Origin of the sequence: Aeribacillus sp. FSL K6-8210 (assembly GCF_037963925.1) — a bacterium.
Lineage (GTDB): Bacteria > Bacillota > Bacilli > Bacillales > Aeribacillaceae > Aeribacillus > Aeribacillus composti.
On sequence record NZ_CP150172.1, the window covers coordinates 965,554 to 984,466 of the forward strand.

An 18,913-nucleotide genomic window follows, 5' to 3' on the forward strand; every position below is an offset into this window, starting at 1 on the left:
TACTTCAATGATGATATATTTCATTTTACTACTTAGATAACATTTACAGTAAGCGTCAAATAAAATGTAACACCGTTGTCTAGGAAAAATGTGCGTTTGGCATAGAAGAACGAACACGATAAGCCTTGTTAAGATGGTGAAACTTTCTCGAAGAATCTCGATACGTGTTACGACATAAGTAAAGATTTTTATTGAGATAGGAGGATATGGATAAAGAGATAAATTGGCAGTATTAATGTTGTACTATTGGAAAAATCAATTAAAAATATTTACATTATTGGTATTATATGTTATAATTTCGGATAAAAATAATATAGAATTTTTAAAATTTTAAAAAGAAAGGGGGGAGAAAATGAAAATTATGAAATCGAAAGTGTTACCTGCAGTAATAAGTCTTAGTATATTAATCTTAGGAATTGGACCAATAGGAGCATCGGCAGCTACTCATAGTAAGACAACTAAAATAGCAACATCTAAAGTAGTGAAAGATTCAGTCGATGAAGAAGCTAAATTAAAAGTTCTTGCATCAATATTAAGAGCAGGTGGATGGGTACTTGAGAAAGCTCTCGCACCTTTAAGCAAATCAGCAGCTAATAAAATAAAAAAATATCGATTAAAAATAGCCGATGGACTGGAAAAAGCAGAAAAAACAACAGAAAGCGGAATATCTAAAGGTCTTCAAAAAGCTGGTATACCAGAAGATGTTGCAGATGATATTGCTAAAATTATCGTTTCATTTCTATTATAAACTTAAGAAATAAGGAGGGAGCAGAACAGTCAACTGTTCTGCTTTTAATTGTTGACATGAAAAAAGATTTTTTTTTAGTTCCTATATTTATAGTAATTGTTTTAATTATCATTATATGTTTCATAATGGGTTTACAGTATGTAGCGAGTATAATTGTTAGTTTCGAGTTTTTAAGTTTTTATGGGCCAATATTTTTATCTTTGAATGTACTTGCTGGATTTATCTTACTTATTCCTTTAAGTATCTTATTGGAAACTATCGTTAATTATACGGGATTTAATAAATTTGGAGGAATTTTCATCGTTCACATAATCGAGTTATCATTATTTATTTTTTATATGAAAATTACAGTATCACGTATGGATATTGTTAAATTCTATTCTGATACAGAGATAATTTTTTATACAATTATGTATTTTGGTTTTTTGGGAATTGGAAAAATTGGGAAAATGATAGAAAGAGAAGATAAGCAATCCCAAAATACAAATAAGTGAAAGGAATTTATAAAATGAAAAATAGTCGATGTTTTTTTATTTTAAAATTTACTATTCTATTTATTTTACTCTTTGGTAACAATATTAATGCGAGTGCTAATGAAGGAAACATTAATACAATCATTACTCCTTTTTCAATTATTGGGAAAGATGAACGCTCTGAAGTAGTAAATTCAGAAAAAAAACCATACTCATCTATTTCTTTCATATACTCTCTTGACTCAATCTGTACAGGAACGATTGTTGACGATGATAAGGTTTTGACAGCAGCCCATTGTGTATATAATCCAGACACAAAACAGTTTTATAGAAATAGTACAATATATCCAGGAGTAAATAAGGATGAATTTCCTTTTGAGTCTGCAGATTCTATAGAATATATTGTTCCAGAACCATATATTCATTCAGGGAATTCTAAATTTGATTATGCCATTATAAAATTAGATAAACCCATTGGGCAGAACATAGAAAAGTTGGATATTAAAAATATTAAATATACCAAAGGAAAGCCTATTAAAGTAATTGGCTATCCAGTTGATAAACTGGAGGAAACTGGTACAGTCTCGCAATATGAAATGAATGGAAGGGTATTGAGCGAAGATCTCTTTAATCTTTATTATGATATAGATACGACATCAGGGCAATCGGGATCTCCGATTTTAAATAGTAAAAATGAAATTATAGGAATACATATAGGAAGTTACAGAACTAATGGCTTGAATGGAGGAATTAAGGTAAATAAAGTAATGAAAAATTTTATAAATAAGAATTTAGAAAAATAGAAAGGGAATAAAGAAGATTGCAAATAAAGGTACTGTCAAGAATTTTTTGTAAGGTTCTATAGAATATCCTCAGATTATGCTTTATTCAATTACATTTATCTGTTCCCACCAGGAGACTGAATATTCAGTCGCGATGGCTCCATCATGGCTGTTTCAGACATTTTTAGTATCGAGGTTTATGGGTTTTCAAAGGAAACAGGAAATGAAGTCGTTGACAATTTATTGAATAACGGCGGTACAGAAGCAATGATGTATACAGTTTCATTTGTTATGATTGCCATGAGTTTCGGGGGAATTTTAGAAACAAGCGGAGTGCTGTAGATAATCGTCGACTCTTTACTGAAACTGGCAAAATCAACTGGAAGCTTAATTACGGCAACGTTGCTACTTGTGTAACAGTGAATGTCGTTGCCTGTGACCAATATTTATCGATTTTAATTCCGGGAAGAATGTATTTGACTGCTTATAAAAAACGTGGTTTGCATGCAAAAAATCTGTCTAGGACATTGGAAGATGCAGGGACGATGACCTCTCCCCTCGTTCCATGGAACACTTGCGGGGCCTTTATGTCTGCGACTTTGGGAGTGGCTACATTAAGCCATGCACCGTATGCAATTTTGAATATTATCAGTCCGTTGATCGCCATCATTTATGCTTTCGTCGGTTTCAAGATTGAGAAGCTTCCTGCTGAAGAAATGAAAAAAATCGAGTTAGACGAAAAAGGTGTAAATGTACAAGCATAATTGGATCGTTATTTAAAATAAGAAAAGGAACGTTTATGGACGTTTCTTTTCTGTTCTAATCATACCTCATACCGTTACGATCATGATGATTATTTTAACTGTAGAAATAAAGTTTATTCCGCTTATGTGGATCCATGTCCCACAAAATCATCTAATAGGTTCGTTCCAACTGAATAGAGGTCCAGCCCGCATCCAGAACTCTCTCGAATCTTGATACATAGAAAAGCTCTTTTGGTGAACGACGAAACGGTGTTACGCAAAGATTTTCGAATGTTTATACATAGAAAAACTCCCCTTAAGGTAAACAGATTGCTCTACCTTAAGGGGTGCATATCAGCTTAGAGAGGTTATTTCTAATTCAAAACCCGATATCCATTTTTTATTTTTAATAGATTTTCCTTTTGGGAAAGCCTCTTAATTAATGACCTCCCAGGAAAAAGAGCTGGATGAAAAATAGTACGGCGAAAATGTACAAAAATGGATGAACCTCTTTCCATTTTCCTTTCATGACTTTCATGAGAGGATAAGAGATAAATCCGAGCGCAATTCCAGTTGCAATACTTGATGTAAGCGGCATGCTTAAAATAACTAAAAAGGCTGGAAATGCTTCATCAATTTCTTTCCAATTAATTTCGGCAATTGAGCCCATCATTAAGCTTCCAACTATAATTAACGCAGGTGCTGTAATCGCTGAAATGCCGGACACAGCTGCAACGATCGGACTGAAAAATGCAGCAGCTCCAAACAATACGGCAACGGTTAAAGTTGTCAATCCAGTTCTACCGCCAGCAGCTACTCCTGAAGAAGACTCAATGTAAGCACTCGTCGGAGTTGTTCCGAGCATAGCCCCTGCTGTTGCTGCTATTGAGTCAGCTAGAAGGGCTTTGCGTGCGTTCGGCATTTCATCCCCTTTCATTAAACCTGCTTGTTTGGCAACACCGATCATTGTTCCAGTTGTGTCAAAAATGGTGACTAATAAAAAGGAAAAGACGACTGCAAATAGGCCATGTTGAATCACATCCCCAATTGCATCAATCGGGTTGGAGATTATAATGCCTTCCGGCAGTTTTGGAATTGAAACAATTCCTTGGTCAAACGATAATTGTCCGGTAAAAAATGCGATGATACCGGTACAAATCATTCCGATAAAAAGTGCACCATGAACATTCAAGCTCATTAAGATAAGAGTTATAGCAAGGCCGACTAAGGCGAGAACAACGGAAGGGGAATGCAGATCCCCAAGAGTCACTAAATTTTGCGGATGATCGGTGATCAGCCCGGTCATTCTTAGTCCGATAAACGCAATAAATAAGCCGATGCCGGCGGTAATTCCATTTTTTAAATTGCTTGGAATGGCCTCAATTATTTGTTTACGAAACGGAGTTAGCGAAAGAATAATAAATAAGATGCCTGCAAGAAATACTGCTGAAAAGGCGATTTCATAATTAACTTTTTCCGCCCCAACAACAGTATAGGCAAAATATGCGTTCATTCCCATACCCGGGGCGATCGCAATCGGATAATTTGCCGACAGCGCCATCCACAATGTGCCGATGATCGTGGCAACAACTGTCGCTGTAAACACTTGATCAAACGGAACGCCTGCTTCCGATAAGATAATCGGATTGACAACAACGATATATACCATTGTTAAAAAGGTGGTTAAACCGGCAATAATTTCAGTTTTAACATTTGTTCCGTGTTCTTTTAGTTTAAACATATGATACCTCCAATTAAATACGAACATTTTATAAAAACACATATATAATATTCGTTTTTTAACTTTTTTGCAAGAGGGGTGCTGGTATTTTATAATTGAATGTAGGTGATAATGAAATGATGAGCCGTAAAAACATCAGTAAGTACTAAGGTAATATGTCAAGCACTATTTTTTAAGGAATTGGAAATTTTCATCTTACCAAGATGTAAAAAAGCAATTTTTAAGGAGCCCAGTAAAACAAATAACATTTACTGGAAAAAAAGTATCAAGATATATTGGTCAATTCCTTTTCGCCTCAGTTTAGAGGCAACAGCAGTTTCCCCATTCCAAGCGACTTGATTCCCATCTATCACCCGTAAACCATTCAAACGAAATTTGCGTCGCAATATCGATTCAATTGACAATTTGACAACTAAACACTATATCCGCACCATCTAACTATTAAATGATAATTAAGTAGAAAGAGGAATTTATGAAGCTACTACTCGTTATTTATACCCACCCTAATATCAGAGTCTTTGTCATTCTTTTTTGCAAAAAATCATCCAAGGTAGTAGGGAAAACCCGAGCATTCAAGAGGTATTAGATTTATATAAAGAACAATTTGATCCACTACTTGTATTTAATGAAACAAAGCGGAGACGGGATCAGCATCAGGATCCCGCCTTTGAAGCGTATTGAAAGCAAATTCTTTGGGCTGACAAGCTCGTGTTTGTCTATCCAATTTGGTAGGGCCGATCTCCTGCTAGCCTCCTTGGTTACATCGATCAACTATTTGCATCTAACATCGCCTATAGAGACGAAGAAGGACTTGTACTAGAAGAGCTATTAAAAGGAAAGTCAATTGTTTGTGTTTCTATGATGAGAGGCCCGACCTATTATCCTTTCTTTTCCTAAATAACACCCACAAAACATTAATAAGAAAAGCCATTTTTCATTATGTCGGTATCAAACAGGTCAAATTCTTTGAATTCGGGAATATGGAAAGCCCGAAAGGAAAACAAGCAAAAAAGCTCGAAAAAGTTTTTTAAGTGATACCCTAATCTCTTTCCCTTGTCATAATAGACAGGGGTTTTTTTACGTTTCACTAAAGGCTTACGCACAATTCCTTTCATTTAGTTTAAAATTCCCTTGACGGTACCTTTGTATTAGTGTACTATTTTATTAGTACAATGATACACTCAAAGATAGGAGGCATAATAATGACTGCTTGGCTCAATTTAACAAAAAAGGAATTCAGACTAGGACTTCCTGCGTTTATTTTCTCATTGATCGTTCTGATCGGGATCTTCGCCATTAGTACCATAATTGGCCTATCGATTGACTTAATGTGGGAAACGTTAACGATTGGGGCGTTTGCTACGGTTGCTCTTCATGGCTTTTATTTAGCCTATTACATGCTTTACAGCCTGGATGTAGAGCGAAAACGAATGCATTTGTGGCTCCATAACCCGCTGCCGATCGTACAACTCTTATTGGCGAAGCTAGTTTCTGGCCTTTCCTATATGCTCATTACCCTTATCACTGCAGCAATTGTATTATGGCAAGCTTACGTAAACAGCATGGTGTCTATCAATGTAAGTGAATGGCTGACTACTCTTATTTTGTCCGTAATCACCTTATTCACAACAACGTTATTACTAGGGTGTACCTATTTGTTCTTTTGGACGGTCTTTATGACGTTAAGCAAAACGTATAATGATTTTCTTAGTTTTGTGTTGACGTTCTTATTTTTTCTCGTCGTCGTATCACTCTTCAATACAGTTGAAGGCGTATCCTTCTTATTCGATTGGGGGGAGGTTAACAATGAAAGTGTGCTTTCAGGGATTGAGTTTAGCATTTCAAATGAAATCTATAGTTTTGAAATTGAAGAAGCATCAACCGTTTTTTACATCGGTCATTTCGTACGGGATCTCGTATTGGCTAGCTTGCTTTTTGTCGGAGGCAGCTGGATTCTTGATCGGAAAGTTGAGGTATAATCGATGTCTGATATATTCAATTCTGCAGAGCCGATTTATTTACAATTAGCGGAACGTATAAAACGGCAAATCGTCCGTGGTGAATTACAACTTGGTGAAAAGCTCCCCTCAGTACGTGACATGGGACTTGAGGTTAACGTGAATCCGAATACGGTACAGCGAACATACCGTGAACTAGAGGGTTTGAAAATTGTGGAGTCCAAACGGGGTCAAGGAACATTTGTTACAGTCGATGAGCAAGTTCTCCAGGCGATCCGGGAGGAAATGAAGGAAAGGGAAATATCCCGTTTTGTACATGGAATGCGGGAAATGGGGTATTCTGACGACGAAATTAAAGCAGGGCTAGATTCTTATTTGACTAAGAAGGGAGCATCTGAGCGATGATTTTATTTAAACAAGTAACGAAAAAATATCGTCAAAAAGTAGCACTGCATGAAGTGAACTTAAAGCTTACACGGGGAAAAATTATCGGACTGGTCGGTGAAAACGGGAGTGGAAAATCAACGATGTTGAAGTTAATCGCCGGCCTCGCTTATCCGACGAGAGGAGAAGTGCTCGTTAGTGGGAGCAAGGCGAATCGCCGTGTGGCCTCCACAGTCTCCTATTTATCAGAGCTGGATGAGTTTTACCGATTTTATAACGTCGAACAAACGATTGAATTTTATGCTAGTCAATTTCCTGATTTTGATCTGAAAAAGGCCTATGAAATTTTAACATTTATGAAGCTCGATTCGGTAAGCAAGTTGAAAGAGCTGTCAAAAGGAAGCCGCGGTCGATTAAAAATCGTGCTGTCCCTTGCCCGCAACGCCCCAATTATCCTGATGGATGAACCACTTTCAGGATTGGACCCGATGGTACGTCAATCGATCGTCAAAGGACTGATCTCCTTTATCGATCTAGAAAAACAGCTCGTTCTGATCACCACTCATGAGATCCGAGAAGTAGAAAACATCTTAGATGAGGTGATCGCGATAAAAGACGGTAAGATCATTGGCCATCATAACGTGGAGCAACTGCGGGAAGAGCAAAACCTCGGAATAGTCGATTGGATGACAACTATTTATGAATAAGGCATTTCTCTTTTGAGGTGTTTTGCCAAATCAACAATATTAATCTAACTCAATGAAACATTTATCTTGGAATTTTTGTTGAAAAATGGTTGACAATCTAACCATTAGCAGCCTTTTATATATGAATTTTACATGTAAGAAGGAGGAACAAAGTGATGGATGTCATTAATACGAGTCACTTAACGAGGAAATACGGGAAGCAATATGCGGTGAAAAACGTCAATTTAAACGTAAAAGAAGGATCGATTTACGGATTTTTAGGTCCGAATGGAGCAGGAAAAAGCACAACTATTCGTATGCTTCTCGGACTGATCAAACCGACTAAAGGGAGTGTCAAAATATTCGGAAAAGATTTAGCAAAACATCGTATGGAGATTTTAAGTAAAGTCGGGTCGTTAGTGGAGACCCCTTCGTATTACGGTCATTTAACGGGATATGAGAATTTGGAAGCCGCCCGCAGGCTATTAGGTGTACCAGAAAAACGAATAGCTGAAGTACTAAATATCGTCCGACTGACAAAAGCAGCAGATAAAAAGGTTAAGCAATATTCACTAGGAATGAAGCAACGCCTAGGGATTGCAACCGCTTTACTCGTACAACCTAAGCTCCTTATTTTAGATGAGCCGACAAACGGCCTTGATCCAGCAGGGATTCAAGAAATACGTGAACTGATTAAAACGATGCCGAAACAACACAACATGACGATCATCGTTTCAAGCCATTTACTAAGTGAAATTGAACAAATGGCCGATCAAGTAGGCATCATCAATAAAGGCGAATTAATTTTCCAAGATTCCATCAATGTACTAAAAGAGAAAAGTAAACCAGCTTTGCACATTGGCGTCGAACAGGCAGAAAAAGCAGTTGCCTTCCTGAAAGAACAAGGTTACTATGCAAAGCTTGCGGGCACTAGATTAGTCATGGAGGACACAGATCCTGAACTTGTAGGTAAAATCAATTATGCACTTGTTTCCGAAGGGTTCTGGGTGTACAGATTAGAAGAAGTGAAACGATCATTAGAAGATATTTTTATCGAACTTACGGGGGTGGGTGAATCCGTATGATGAGCAAAGTAATAGCTTCCGAAATGGTCAAATACAAGCGGACATGGCTTTGGCTGCTTCCGTTGATCATACCATTCATTATAATTATTGCAAATGCTTTAAATATCTTTTTACGCTTTGACACAATTGTTCAACAAGTAGAACAGGATAGCATGACTATGTGGGACCCAATATGGATCTTTAGCTTTTTCCTCATACTCCTAGCCATTCCCTTAGAAGTAACACTCATCACATCAATCATTGCAAATGTAGAACATCAAGGTAACAGCTGGAAATTTATTTTTTCAATGCCAGTTTCACGATTTCACATATACGTCAACAAATTTGCATGGTCAACGGTCCTCACGATCATTTCAGGATTAATTTTAACAGTAGGAATTGTTTGCTTAGGCATGCTGCTTGGAAATGAATCTTTTCCTTGGACGTATATTCTCGGATTTTCCCTTCTTCCATTCTTGGCTGCTGTTCCACTTATTGCTTTGCAGTTATGGCTAGCGCTTATCTTTCAAAACCAAGCGATCCCGATCACGATTGGATCATTGGGAATTTTACTAGCAATACTTGGGGGCCAGCTGCCGTTAGGAAGATGGTTACCCTGGTCATTTTATGTGCAAGTGCTACCCTCGCCTAACCAGGAGATGGCTAGCTTGCCATGGGACATTGTCGGCACTAGCTTTATCATAGGTTTTATGATTCTTCTGGTTGGATTTATTCATTTTAGAAAAAAAGAATTCGTATAAGGAGGAAGAACTATGTTCTCCAACATTTTATCAGTTGAGCTTTTAAAAACGAAACGATCGGTTCTTTGGCCTCTAGCCCTTCTCGTCCCAAGTTTATCCATCTTCCTAGGGGTCGGAAATTTCCTTGTTAACGCAAGGGAATTCATCGGTCCAGATGATAATTTATGGGTTGAAGCATGGTCACAAGTTGTAATTTTTTACGGAATGATCTTTCTTCCCACTCTTGTTGGAATCTATGCCGTTACCATATGCAGGTTTGATCATTTAACAGGGGGATGGAAACAAATTTTAAGCTTTCCCATTTCACGCATCAAGCTTTATTTCGCTAAATTATTTATTTTATATTTACTGTTGGCCGTTACCCAGCTATCCTTAGTCGGTCAATATATTTTCATTGGTCACATCGTTGATCTCTCGGGAACGTTTGTATTAAAAGATTTTGTATTATATGGCCTATTTGGCTGGCTAGCTTCTCTACCGCTCGCTTCATTACAGCTATGGTTGGCCTTTAATTGGAGAAGCTTCGGACTCCCTCTTACAGTAAACATTGCCTTGACGATCCCGGTCTTAATGGTTAGTCAGACTCCGTATGCCTTTTACTATCCGTGGGCTCAGCCCTCGATGATGATGTCTCCAGCCTATGAACTTTTCCGACCTTCCTACGAAGAATTGTTCGCAGTATTTAGCGTATTACTTATTCTTTTTACTACCTTAGGGTTGCTCCACTTTAGAAGAAAAGAATTTGCGTAAGATCGAGTTTTACCTGTGAATATACATTGTTTTCTGCAAGAAAAAAATACAGAGTGTTGTAGTATATCAATATCAAAATTTTGTATAAATATACATATATGCGGTCTAGCCATCAAGGGCTTGACATGGATCCTCTGTAGCCATGATTCTTTAGCCAAGCGCCAGCTTCAATAGTTTTGGCAAAACCAAAAAAGGTTATCATGGCTCCCTCTCCATGTGTTGCCCCATATAACTGCATAAAGATTTTGCAATTCTCTGCACTTTTATGGTTCTTATGCGATCTTGGTGAAAGGAAGAGATTAATTGAGAAAATGAGGATGTAAATATCATTTTTTAACTCCATGTTATCAATTACTCAATTTTTCACCAAAAGAACGTAGACTCCACTTTTATTTTGCAAAAAACACCATTGGTTCTGATCAATGTAGCAGTTATCGATCACAATGTCTTCATGAGCATGGACATGAATCACTTTTGTTGCTACAACCGCAAAGTATGGTGCATAAGCTGGTACCTTCGTATCCATTACCTTTGCTTCGATCTGCAACGGACATTCCAAGATTCGGTCCGGTTGAACAGACACTGATGCTACAGGCGTTAAGCCGCTCCACCCATATTCATCGTTTTCAAATCTGAAACCGAGTTTTTCCTCCTCCTTCGGTACTTTGCGTTTACCTGTGAAGGGGACTAGTCGTTCTACTTTTTCCCATAGATTAGGATTCGGCAGATTGATCACACATTCAGCTAGCCTTTCCTAATTCTCAATGGCTTTCCCGCCAACCCCCAGGCCTAAAATGATGTGATTACCTAGGGTAAATGAATATTTACCGTTCCATCTTCATTTAACGTCGTAAGTAAAATGACTGGTATGCCGTAATATAAAATACTCGGTTTAATAATCGTCGTCTTCATATGACATATGCGAACATCCACTCCTCTATTTAATGTTTCTATTGAAATCGATAGACATTTCACCTATCATCGAAATATAAAATACAAGGAGCGAACAGAATGAATTGGATGAGGGAAGTTTTGAAGCGGAAGGAAGAAATCATCTCTGATGCCCAAACTTTTTTAAAAATTAAAAGTGTGCTTGATCCTTCAACAATAGGGGAGGGAGCGCCTTTTGGCACTGGGATCAGAAGGGCGTTAGAACATCTTTTGCAAAAAGGGGAAAAAGACGGGTTTCAAGTCAAAAATTTAGACGGATATGCCGGTCATATTGAAATGGGAAAAGGAAAGGAAATCGTCGGCGTCCTCTGCCATGTTGATGTCGTGCCAGAAGGGGACGGCTGGTCATTTGATCCTTACGGCGCAACGATCCATGATGGGAAAATATATGCCCGCGGTGCGTTGGATGATAAAGGGCCGACGATGGCAGTATACTACGCCATGAAAATTGTAAAAGAATTAGGTCTTCCGTTATCTAAGCGGGTGAGAATGATCATTGGCACTGATGAAGAAAGTGACTGGCGCTGTGTCGATCATTACTTTAAGCATGAAGAAATGCCTGACATCGGATTTGCGCCAGATGCTGATTTTCCAATTATTCATGCAGAAAAAGGGATAATCGATGCAGTGTTTTCGGTGAACAGCGTGAATAAACATGCAGCAGGAAAATATGTGTTAAAAAGCTTTTCTTCCGGCAGACGGTTTAACATGGTTCCTGATTTTGCGAAAGCTGTGCTTGGAAATGTCCAAAATTTTTCAGAGGTTGAAAAAAGCTTTAAGCAATTTTTATCAGCATCACAATTAAAAGGTCGAATGTATCAAAATGAAGAAGGTGCAGTCGCCGAGCTTGAAGGGATATCCGCTCATGCGATGGAACCTGATAACGGAAAAAATGCCGGGATTTATTTGGCGAATTTTTTGTCAGCATTGCCGCTGGATGGCGAAGGAAAAGGCTTTGTTGATTGGATTAATCGTTATTTTTATCAAGATACAAGAGGGAAAAAGCTGGATATCTCAACACAAGATGAAGTAAGCGGTGAGTTAACGGTGAATGTCGGAATTATTCATTACGAAAAGGGGAAAGAGAAAACCGTTAGCATTAATATCCGCTATCCTGTAACAAAAAAAGGGAGCGAGATTAAAGAAAAACTAGAAAAAATAGCTGGTTGCCAGCTTATTCACTTTTCCGATTCAGCTCCCCATTACGTAGAACAAAATCATCCGCTTATTCAAACATTGAAAAAAGTGTATGAAGAGCAAACAGGGCAAAAAGCGGAGCTCATCTCCATCGGCGGCGGCACTTATGCCAGATCTCTCAAGGCAGGAATCGCCTTTGGTCCGTTGTTTCCGGGAAGGGAAGACATCGCCCATCAAAAAGACGAATACATTTATATCGAAGACCTGTTAAAAGCGACAGCCATCTACGCTCAAGCGATTTATGAATTAGCCAAATAAGTGTCCTTTAGTCTACTAGCTTCAGACCAATAACAGAAACGATAATTAAGGCGATAAATGTTATTCTCCATTTGTCTTTCGGTTCATCGAATACATACATGCCGACGAGCGTGCTGCCGACAGTGCCAATACCTGTCCAGACTGCATAGGCAATGCTCATCGGAATTTCATTCATCGAAAGCGATAAAAAATATAAGCTTAAAATAAATCCGCCAATTAGCATAAAGAAGGATGAGAAGCTTGGCGACGTGTTCACTTTTGTTAATCCTGTTACGCCGATGACTTCGCAGCATCCTGCAATAATTAAAAATATCCAGCTCAAGATTTGTCACCTTCTTTTGCTTCCAATTTGCTTGTTTGATATTTCAGCCCGATGATTCCGCAAATTAGCGACAAAATAAATACCATTTTCATCGGGCTGAAATGGGCGTCGAATAAAATAATCTCACATAAAATTGTTCCTAAAGTGCCGAGTCCGACAAATATTGTATATACCGTTCCTGTCGGCAATTTTTTAGTTAAATAAAGAAGCAGCAAAAAACTTATGCAAATAGAGATCACGGTTAGCATCCATTCCAAAACATTGTCTGAGTGCTTTAAGCCGATGACCCACGCCACTTCAAAAATCGCCGAAACAACGATTAAAAACCAATTCATAAACAAATTCCCCCTTTCCATTGCAATCAAAAAAAGCCTGCGAGAAACCATAAGGTCATTCTCCCAGGCTTTTATCCTTCCGTGTACACAGCAATTTGTGCGTTTTCTCTCGGACCAGTCCAAACGAACGGCGCTTGCGGAACCCTAGAAAACTTTACATTATTGGATTCAATTATCTCACAGAAATAGTAAGAAGGCAATTTATAAACGGTTATTCAAATAAGAACAAATCGCTTGATAAATAGCGTTCGCCTGTATCAGCCGTCATGCACACGACAACATCATCAGGAGATAATCTTTTTGCAACTTGAATTGCGGCAAAACATGCAGCACCTGATGAAGGTCCCACTAATATGGCTTCTTCCTTGGCGAGTCTGCGGGTGATTTCGTACGCTTCATCGTCCTTCACTTTGTGTATTTCATCATAAATGTTCGTGTTTAATGTTTTAGGGATAAAGCCAGGACTTGTTCCGACAAGTTTATGCTTGCCAGGACTGCCCCCGGATAAAACAGGTGACCCAGCAGGCTCGACAACGTGAATGGTCATCTCAGGAAAATATTTTTTTAACGTTTCTCCCGTGCCGGTGATTGTTCCTCCTGTTCCAGACGTTGCAACAAAAGCGGAAAGCGGTTTTCCTATTTTTTTCATTGCTTCGACAATTTCTAAAGCTGTTGTTTTCCGGTGGGCATCTGGGTTGGCAGGGTTTTCAAACTGCATCGGTATGAAGCTGTTCGGTATTTCCTTTACCAGTTCTTGCGCCTTTTTAATCGCACCGGGCATTTTCTCGTCCCCAGGCGTTAATACAACTTCAGCTCCGTATGCTTTCAGCAAATTGATCCGTTCTTCTGTCATGGTGTCCGGCATGACAATAATTGCCCGATATCCTTTGGCGGCCGCATTCATGGCGAGCCCAATGCCAGTGTTGCCGCTTGTCGGTTCAATAATTGTAGCTCCCGGTTTTAACAAACCTTGTTTTTCAGCTTCTACGATCATATTATAAGCAGCTCTGTCCTTAACGCTGCGGGTAGGATTAAAATACTCAAGCTTTACATAAATATCTGCGCCGTTTTTCGGGCTAATTCTGTTTAATTTGACTAATGGAGTTTCTCCTATTAAATCAGCGATATTATGAACTACGCGCATTCAAAACACTTCCTTTTGATATAGTCCATCCATATCATATCATAATTTATACGGACAGAAAAACTCGGATATACAAAGAATGCGCAGTTTTTGCTACAATATGTTCGAAAGTGAGGATAGAAAAAAATGCAAAAACATTATTTTCTTGCATTGGATGTTCCGATTGAAACGGCAAAAAGTATTACAAAATGGATATCAGCGAATCAAGATCGGTGGCACTTTTCGCGTTACGTCCATCCTTTTGACTATCATGTAACATTAGTGTTTTTAGGGAATGTTGATGCAAAGAGGCTTGCTTTGCTGTCAGAAAGCTTGCTTGAGCCCTGCCGGAAAATTCCGTCTTTTTCACTTGAACTTTCAGAGGCAGGAATTTTTGGGAAACGGGAACATCCGCGAATTTTATGGGTAGGCGTGAAAGAAAACGAGTTATTATACCAGTTGCGAAATGAAGTTTATAATACGTGCAAAGCTTTCGATTTCTCTTTAGATGAACGTCCGTTTAGACCTCATATTACTGTCGCCAGAAAATGGGAAGGACAGCTTTCATTTTCCTTGGGGGAGAAAAGCGCCCCATATTTGTTAAACGAACATTTTCATGTGGGTTCTGTTACTTTATTCCAAACGAATATTGACCAAACGCCTAAATATGAAGCGATCAAACAAATTCCTCTTGGAGGATAATGAGAGGAGTAAGGGGTAAAAAAATTGAAAATATTTAATTTGATATGGCAAATAGGTTTGTTGTATGTCATTTATGTTATTGGCACGTTCCTTCAAAAATTGTTTCATTTAATGATTCCAGGAAGCATTATAGGCATGTTGATTCTTTTCGCTCTTTTGCATTACGAGCCTTTTCAAAATTTAGTGAAAGACGGATGCTCTTTTTTAGTCAAGAATCTTGCCCTTTTATTTATTCCTGCGACAGTTGGGGTGATGGAATATTTTTCGCTGTTCCAATCAAAAGGTATCTGGACAGTATTCATTGTCATTATTAGCACGGTGCTGGTGATGTCCATTTCATCTTTTGTCAGCCAGATGACCGCTGCCAAAAAAAAGCAGGCTGCTGGGCAGAATGGGAGTGATCAAAGCTTATGAAAATAATAGTCTCCATCTTAATGATACTTGCTACAGTGCTGATTTATTGGCTAATGGTTAAATTGTACAATAAAATCCATATTCCATTATTAGTTCCGATTGCCACTTCAACATTTGTCATCATTAGTTTATTGATTACATTTCATATTTCGTATCATACGTACATGTATGGAGGAAAATGGATTGATGAGCTTCTAGGCCCTGCCGTAGTCGCGCTGGCATTCCCGCTGTACAAGCATCGATCAACATTGAAAAAGTACGCTGTATCAATTGTTTTGAGCGTTGTCGTCGGCACGATTATCGGGCTGTGTTCAGGAATTATGATGGCTGTTTTACTCGGAATAGATAAGGAACTGATTCTTTCGCTTGCGCCCAAATCGGTCACTTCGCCGATAGCTATGGATATCACAGACATAATTGGAGGTAATCCTACCCTTGCTGCAGTTTATGTCATGATAGCAGGAATATTTGGTGCGATGTTTGGACCTTATTTATTGAAATTACTTCGCATACATCATCCAATTGCTATTGGGATCGGATATGGTACAGCTTCCCACGGAATTGGCACAGCGAAGGCAGCAGAATACGGCAGTCTGGAAGGAGCAATCGGTTCGATTTCGATGACGTTAAGCGCTATATTTGCTTCCATTATCTGCCCGTACGTTGTTCAGCTATTTTTGTAGAGATAAAGAGGAGATGACGCGATCTTGGCTCAGTTGATTAAAATGGAGGATTATATATCAAGGTATGAAATAGATCTAAATCGTTATGCCAATCAATTTATCCGCTTGAAAAAACAACAGTGGGAAGTAATTAAAAAAAGGTTTGAGAGTATCCAATTTGCTCATTCAACCTTAGATAGTGAAAAACAATTGTTTTTAGATCGGATTTTCAACTCCCAGCTTGTATGGGCAAGCTCTACCATTCGGGAAATTTCCCCGATGGATGAAGCTTTTGAAAAGGATTCGCTGCTCAAATATTTTTTGCAGCGGTTTCCTGACACTTATTTTGTCATGTATTATCCGATTTTTCTTATTAAAAAAGCCTCTGTCCAAGGAGAAATTATCATCATTCGGCCAACAGATATCGTATGCCTTACCGCATTAGAATATAAAGAAAACAACGTATTAATCGGTACAAAACAGAAATTTTGGCTGAAACGGGACGATCAAGGCGAGAAAAAAATATTATCTCCCATTATCGGATTGGAGCGGACAGCAAATATAGTAAAACAGATTTTATCAAATGCGGAGGTTGACTTTCCAATTCGAAAAATATTATTAAACAGAACGGGATATATACATGCTTCAGAGCTGCCGGCAGATATTGAAATAGTTGATGTGAGAAGCTACGACGACTGGTTTCAAAATATGCGGCGCCAGCCTTCTCCTTTTAAAAATATGCAACTAAAAGCTGTAAAGGCTCTTTTAGCATCATGTGCAACAAATGCGGTAAAACGATTTAATGAATGAATTTTTTGAAAATGTTCGATTACATGTTGTTCTTTATGGAAGTATGAGGGTATGTTTTTACTTTTTCTTGACGAAAAAGACTGTTAGAAGATAAAATTTATTATGGATAGCTATTGGAAACATCTCATTCAATTCAATAGCTGTCTTTTTTATTGCGCAGGGTGAATCTACTAACGAAATGTGGGCTTGAAATTGAAGGTGAATTGGTTGGAAGACGTATTAGGTAGCGATTGGGAAATATCTCCGGCAGGAGGAGCGACAGGAGAAGCCTTTTATGCTGAAAAAAATGGAAAAAAACTGTTCTTAAAACGCAATTCTTCGCCGTTTTTAGCTGTTTTGTCAGCGGAAGGAATTGTTCCTAAGCTCGTTTGGACGAAAAGAATGGAAAACGGTGATGTGATTACGGCGCAGCATTGGCTAAACGGGCGCGGTTTAAAACCGAAAGATATGAAAAACGAGCACGTTGCGGAGCTCCTAAAGAAAATCCATCGGTCGTATGAACTACTTGATATGTTAAAACGTTTAGGAAAAGAGCCGCTCTCGCCTGAAACGCTGCTTGAAAATGTAAAAAAAGCAGCGAATTTGGAGCTTTTGGAGCTTCCGGTTATTCGACAAGCACTATGTTATTTGGAACAAAACGTGACAGAGGTGCAGCATAAAGAAGCTGTTGTTTGCCATTGTGATATTCATCATAACAACTGGCTTTTATCTGAGGACAACCAATTGTATTTAATCGATTGGGATGGAGCAATGATTGCCGATCCGGCGATTGATTTAGGAATGCTGTTATATACTTACATTCATGAAAGTGAATGGGATGAATGGCTGAAAAAATACGGAGCTGATTTAACGGACGATTTAAAAGTTCGCATGCATTGGTATATGTTAGCTCAAGTCATTTTGTCCATCTCTTTTTTGAGAAAGAAAAACAATGAAAAAGAAATGGCGGAGCAGCTGGAATTTTTAAATGCTTTGCTTAGGAAAGGGCATTGATATCCTCAAGCCATTGAGTCAACTGCCCTTGATGTGAGGCGATAAAATCGGTTATATCGCTGGAATTTTTCCCGTTTTGGCAATAAGTATATATTGTTTCAAGCGATTGCTTTAACTGATCATTAACTTCAGCATTGGCCATTAATGACCGAATGAGGCGCTCTAATTGCTCATATTCCGCTACTGATCCGCAGCATTCACTTTCATGTTCAGATAAAATATCTTTCAGAAGCATCAGTTGATCACGATAATTCAATTGCATTCATTCTCACCCCATTTCTTTATTGATTAGAATATACATCATTTCGATTTCTATACAATAAAGAGCCGTTCAGTATACGGCTCTTTTGACATAGTAAAAAAATAAACAGAGGTGGAATATGCGTTTAAGAAATAAGCCTTGGGCCGGAGATTTTTTAAGAAATCATCCCCAATTTGTTATACAGCAGCCTTTTGAATGGAAAGGGAAATGGAACGATTTGTTCGGGAATGAGCATCCCGTTCATATAGAAGTCGGCACCGGCAAAGGACAGTTTATTGTCGGTATGGGGAAGCAAAATCCGCATATTAATTATATCGGCATTGAGCTTCAGGAAAGCGTCCTCGTCTCGGCTTTAAAAAAATTAAAAGAAGAGGAACTTCCGAATGTAAAGCTTATGAACGTAAATGCGAGCCAGTTAGCTGAAATTTTTGCGAAAGGCGAGGTTGAGCGAATCTATTTAAATTTTTCAGATCCTTGGCCAAAAAAACGCCATGCGAAGCGGCGCTTGACACATCATTCCTTTCTTTCCATTTTTGAGAGCATTTTAGCTGATGAAGGTGAAATTCATTTTAAAACGGATAACCAAAGGCTGTTTGAATATTCGCTTGTCAGTTTTTCCGAATACGGATTTTTATTGAAATGGGTAAGTTTAGATCTTCACCAAAGTGATTTTACAGACAATGTAATGACGGAATACGAAGAGAAATTTTCCAAAAAAGGACAAAAGATTTATAGGGCGGAAGTGAAATTGCGAAAGTGAAAATTCGGTAAAGACAAACATCCCTGCACGATAG

23 protein-coding genes, 1 pseudogene and 1 riboswitch are annotated in these 18,913 nt (G+C 38.4%); of the genes and pseudogenes, 18 read left to right on the forward strand and 6 right to left on the reverse strand.

The genetic code is table 11. From position 1 onward, the window contains the following. The first annotated feature begins 352 nt into the window (after nucleotides 1-352). The 4 genes from NSQ41_RS04835 (at nucleotide 353) to NSQ41_RS04850 (ending at nucleotide 2,767) form a co-directional block, all read left to right on the forward strand. Nucleotides 353-748: a hypothetical protein gene (locus NSQ41_RS04835; protein ID WP_339211097.1), complete on the forward strand. Its 396-nt coding sequence runs from the start codon at nucleotides 353-355 to the stop codon at nucleotides 746-748. A 508-nt stretch (nucleotides 749-1,256) separates the two neighbouring features. Beyond that, nucleotides 1,257-2,024 (forward strand): trypsin-like serine protease, encoded by a 768-nt coding sequence (locus NSQ41_RS04840; RefSeq protein ID WP_339211099.1) that lies wholly within the window; start codon nucleotides 1,257-1,259, stop codon nucleotides 2,022-2,024. Nucleotides 2,025-2,168: 144 nt separating this feature from the next. After that, on the forward strand, nucleotides 2,169-2,345 hold the full coding sequence (locus NSQ41_RS04845; protein WP_339211101.1) for a Na+/H+ antiporter NhaC family protein: 177 nt from the start codon (nucleotides 2,169-2,171) through the stop codon (nucleotides 2,343-2,345). 77 nt (nucleotides 2,346-2,422) lie between these two features. Next, on the forward strand, nucleotides 2,423-2,767 hold the full coding sequence (locus NSQ41_RS04850) for a Na+/H+ antiporter NhaC family protein (protein ID WP_339211102.1): 345 nt from the start codon (nucleotides 2,423-2,425) through the stop codon (nucleotides 2,765-2,767). 418 nt (nucleotides 2,768-3,185) lie between these two features. Here NSQ41_RS04850 and NSQ41_RS04855 read toward each other — a convergent pair whose 3' ends face one another. Beyond that, entirely contained in the window at nucleotides 3,186-4,487 is a 1,302-nt protein-coding gene (locus NSQ41_RS04855) for an NCS2 family permease (protein WP_339211105.1), read from the reverse strand. A 472-nt stretch (nucleotides 4,488-4,959) separates the two neighbouring features. Between NSQ41_RS04855 and NSQ41_RS04860 the strand changes: the two are divergent. The 7 genes and pseudogenes from NSQ41_RS04860 to NSQ41_RS04890 all read left to right on the forward strand — a co-directional run bounded on the left by NSQ41_RS04860 (nucleotide 4,960) and on the right by NSQ41_RS04890 (nucleotide 10,090). Continuing rightward, nucleotides 4,960-5,518, forward strand: a pseudogene (locus NSQ41_RS04860) (NAD(P)H-dependent oxidoreductase). Nucleotides 5,519-5,689: 171 nt separating this feature from the next. Then, nucleotides 5,690-6,466 (forward strand): hypothetical protein, encoded by a 777-nt coding sequence (locus NSQ41_RS04865; protein ID WP_339211107.1) that lies wholly within the window; start codon nucleotides 5,690-5,692, stop codon nucleotides 6,464-6,466. A gap of 3 nt (nucleotides 6,467-6,469) precedes the next feature. Next, complete coding sequence (locus tag NSQ41_RS04870; RefSeq protein WP_339211108.1) at nucleotides 6,470-6,850, forward strand: GntR family transcriptional regulator; 381 nt, start codon at nucleotides 6,470-6,472, stop codon at nucleotides 6,848-6,850. After that, nucleotides 6,847-7,536: an ABC transporter ATP-binding protein gene (locus NSQ41_RS04875; RefSeq protein ID WP_339211110.1), complete on the forward strand. Its 690-nt coding sequence runs from the start codon at nucleotides 6,847-6,849 to the stop codon at nucleotides 7,534-7,536. Before NSQ41_RS04870 ends, NSQ41_RS04875 begins: the two co-directional genes overlap by 4 nt. A 155-nt stretch (nucleotides 7,537-7,691) precedes the next feature. After that, entirely contained in the window at nucleotides 7,692-8,600 is a 909-nt protein-coding gene (locus tag NSQ41_RS04880; protein WP_339211112.1) for an ABC transporter ATP-binding protein, read from the forward strand. Next, a complete protein-coding gene (locus NSQ41_RS04885; protein ID WP_339211114.1) occupies nucleotides 8,600-9,340 on the forward strand; it encodes an ABC transporter permease in 741 nt (246 codons plus the stop codon). Before NSQ41_RS04880 ends, NSQ41_RS04885 begins: the two co-directional genes overlap by 1 nt. A 12-nt stretch (nucleotides 9,341-9,352) precedes the next feature. Next, nucleotides 9,353-10,090 (forward strand): ABC transporter permease, encoded by a 738-nt coding sequence (locus NSQ41_RS04890; protein ID WP_339211115.1) that lies wholly within the window; start codon nucleotides 9,353-9,355, stop codon nucleotides 10,088-10,090. Between the two features lie 355 nt (nucleotides 10,091-10,445). On the opposite strand, the gene NSQ41_RS04895 is transcribed toward NSQ41_RS04890, so the two are convergent. After that, entirely contained in the window at nucleotides 10,446-10,826 is a 381-nt protein-coding gene (locus tag NSQ41_RS04895; protein WP_339211116.1) for a hypothetical protein, read from the reverse strand. 275 nt (nucleotides 10,827-11,101) lie between these two features. Between NSQ41_RS04895 and pepV the strand changes: the two genes are divergently transcribed. Next, complete coding sequence (gene pepV / locus NSQ41_RS04900) at nucleotides 11,102-12,496, forward strand: dipeptidase PepV (RefSeq protein ID WP_339211119.1); 1,395 nt, start codon at nucleotides 11,102-11,104, stop codon at nucleotides 12,494-12,496. Nucleotides 12,497-12,503: 7 nt separating this feature from the next. Here the strand turns inward: pepV and NSQ41_RS04905 are convergent, their stop codons facing one another. The 3 genes from NSQ41_RS04905 to cysK all read right to left on the reverse strand — a co-directional run bounded on the left by NSQ41_RS04905 (nucleotide 12,504) and on the right by cysK (nucleotide 14,297). Then, nucleotides 12,504-12,818, reverse strand: coding sequence for a multidrug efflux SMR transporter (locus NSQ41_RS04905; RefSeq protein ID WP_063386602.1), 315 nt, complete (start codon nucleotides 12,816-12,818; stop codon nucleotides 12,504-12,506). Then, the gene (locus tag NSQ41_RS04910; protein WP_130157146.1) at nucleotides 12,815-13,153 is read right to left on the reverse strand and encodes a multidrug efflux SMR transporter; all 339 of its coding nucleotides are present in this window, start codon (nucleotides 13,151-13,153) and stop codon (nucleotides 12,815-12,817) included. Before NSQ41_RS04910 ends, NSQ41_RS04905 begins: the two co-directional genes overlap by 4 nt. 58 nt (nucleotides 13,154-13,211) lie before the next feature. Next, a riboswitch (guanidine-I (ykkC/yxkD leader) is annotated at nucleotides 13,212-13,312 on the reverse strand. Nucleotides 13,313-13,364: 52 nt separating this feature from the next. Further along, nucleotides 13,365-14,297, reverse strand: a complete 933-nt coding sequence (cysK, locus tag NSQ41_RS04915; protein ID WP_339211121.1) for a cysteine synthase A — start codon at nucleotides 14,295-14,297, stop codon at nucleotides 13,365-13,367. Between the two features lie 126 nt (nucleotides 14,298-14,423). Here cysK and thpR point away from each other — a divergent pair, with 126 nt between their 5' ends. The 5 genes from thpR to NSQ41_RS04940 all read left to right on the forward strand — a co-directional run bounded on the left by thpR (nucleotide 14,424) and on the right by NSQ41_RS04940 (nucleotide 17,857). Then, complete coding sequence (gene thpR / locus NSQ41_RS04920; RefSeq protein ID WP_339211122.1) at nucleotides 14,424-14,978, forward strand: RNA 2',3'-cyclic phosphodiesterase; 555 nt, start codon at nucleotides 14,424-14,426, stop codon at nucleotides 14,976-14,978. Between the two features lie 24 nt (nucleotides 14,979-15,002). After that, on the forward strand, nucleotides 15,003-15,392 hold the full coding sequence (locus NSQ41_RS04925; RefSeq protein ID WP_339211124.1) for a CidA/LrgA family protein: 390 nt from the start codon (nucleotides 15,003-15,005) through the stop codon (nucleotides 15,390-15,392). Continuing rightward, nucleotides 15,389-16,075 (forward strand): LrgB family protein, encoded by a 687-nt coding sequence (locus tag NSQ41_RS04930; RefSeq protein ID WP_339211125.1) that lies wholly within the window; start codon nucleotides 15,389-15,391, stop codon nucleotides 16,073-16,075. The genes NSQ41_RS04925 and NSQ41_RS04930 overlap by 4 nt, the downstream gene beginning before the upstream one ends. Nucleotides 16,076-16,099: 24 nt before the next feature. Further along, nucleotides 16,100-16,864 carry an NERD domain-containing protein gene (locus NSQ41_RS04935; protein WP_339211128.1) on the forward strand — a complete coding sequence of 255 codons (765 nt, stop codon included), beginning with the start codon at nucleotides 16,100-16,102 and terminating at the stop codon, nucleotides 16,862-16,864. A gap of 198 nt (nucleotides 16,865-17,062) precedes the next feature. After that, complete coding sequence (locus NSQ41_RS04940; RefSeq protein WP_082829584.1) at nucleotides 17,063-17,857, forward strand: phosphotransferase family protein; 795 nt, start codon at nucleotides 17,063-17,065, stop codon at nucleotides 17,855-17,857. Here NSQ41_RS04940 and NSQ41_RS04945 read toward each other — a convergent pair. After that, nucleotides 17,841-18,119, reverse strand: coding sequence for a YtzH-like family protein (locus tag NSQ41_RS04945; protein WP_063386609.1), 279 nt, complete (start codon nucleotides 18,117-18,119; stop codon nucleotides 17,841-17,843). The genes NSQ41_RS04940 and NSQ41_RS04945 overlap by 17 nt on opposite strands. Nucleotides 18,120-18,237: 118 nt before the next feature. On the opposite strand from NSQ41_RS04945, the gene trmB reads away from it, so the two are divergent. After that, a complete protein-coding gene (trmB, locus tag NSQ41_RS04950) occupies nucleotides 18,238-18,879 on the forward strand; it encodes a tRNA (guanosine(46)-N7)-methyltransferase TrmB (RefSeq protein WP_063386610.1) in 642 nt (213 codons plus the stop codon). The last annotated feature ends 34 nt before the right edge of the window (nucleotides 18,880-18,913 follow it).

What these genes read in the sequence shown, in the direction of transcription:
- NSQ41_RS04835 (WP_339211097.1), top strand. Translation starts at nt 353, where the DNA reads ATGAAAATTATGAAATCGAAAGTGTTACCTGCAGTAATAAGTCTTAGT.
- NSQ41_RS04840 (WP_339211099.1), top strand. Translation starts at nt 1,257, where the DNA reads ATGAAAAATAGTCGATGTTTTTTTATTTTAAAATTTACTATTCTATTT.
- NSQ41_RS04845 (WP_339211101.1), top strand. Translation starts at nt 2,169, where the DNA reads ATGGCTGTTTCAGACATTTTTAGTATCGAGGTTTATGGGTTTTCAAAG.
- NSQ41_RS04855 (WP_339211105.1), bottom strand. Translation starts at nt 4,487, where the DNA reads ATGTTTAAACTAAAAGAACACGGAACAAATGTTAAAACTGAAATTATT.
- NSQ41_RS04865 (WP_339211107.1), top strand. Translation starts at nt 5,690, where the DNA reads ATGACTGCTTGGCTCAATTTAACAAAAAAGGAATTCAGACTAGGACTT.
- NSQ41_RS04870 (WP_339211108.1), top strand. Translation starts at nt 6,470, where the DNA reads ATGTCTGATATATTCAATTCTGCAGAGCCGATTTATTTACAATTAGCG.
- NSQ41_RS04875 (WP_339211110.1), top strand. Translation starts at nt 6,847, where the DNA reads ATGATTTTATTTAAACAAGTAACGAAAAAATATCGTCAAAAAGTAGCA.
- NSQ41_RS04880 (WP_339211112.1), top strand. Translation starts at nt 7,692, where the DNA reads ATGGATGTCATTAATACGAGTCACTTAACGAGGAAATACGGGAAGCAA.
- NSQ41_RS04885 (WP_339211114.1), top strand. Translation starts at nt 8,600, where the DNA reads ATGAGCAAAGTAATAGCTTCCGAAATGGTCAAATACAAGCGGACATGG.
- NSQ41_RS04890 (WP_339211115.1), top strand. Translation starts at nt 9,353, where the DNA reads ATGTTCTCCAACATTTTATCAGTTGAGCTTTTAAAAACGAAACGATCG.
- pepV (WP_339211119.1), top strand. Translation starts at nt 11,102, where the DNA reads ATGAATTGGATGAGGGAAGTTTTGAAGCGGAAGGAAGAAATCATCTCT.
- NSQ41_RS04910 (WP_130157146.1), bottom strand. Translation starts at nt 13,153, where the DNA reads ATGAATTGGTTTTTAATCGTTGTTTCGGCGATTTTTGAAGTGGCGTGG.
- cysK (WP_339211121.1), bottom strand. Translation starts at nt 14,297, where the DNA reads ATGCGCGTAGTTCATAATATCGCTGATTTAATAGGAGAAACTCCATTA.
- thpR (WP_339211122.1), top strand. Translation starts at nt 14,424, where the DNA reads ATGCAAAAACATTATTTTCTTGCATTGGATGTTCCGATTGAAACGGCA.
- NSQ41_RS04930 (WP_339211125.1), top strand. Translation starts at nt 15,389, where the DNA reads ATGAAAATAATAGTCTCCATCTTAATGATACTTGCTACAGTGCTGATT.
- NSQ41_RS04945 (WP_063386609.1), bottom strand. Translation starts at nt 18,119, where the DNA reads ATGCAATTGAATTATCGTGATCAACTGATGCTTCTGAAAGATATTTTA.
- trmB (WP_063386610.1), top strand. Translation starts at nt 18,238, where the DNA reads ATGCGTTTAAGAAATAAGCCTTGGGCCGGAGATTTTTTAAGAAATCAT.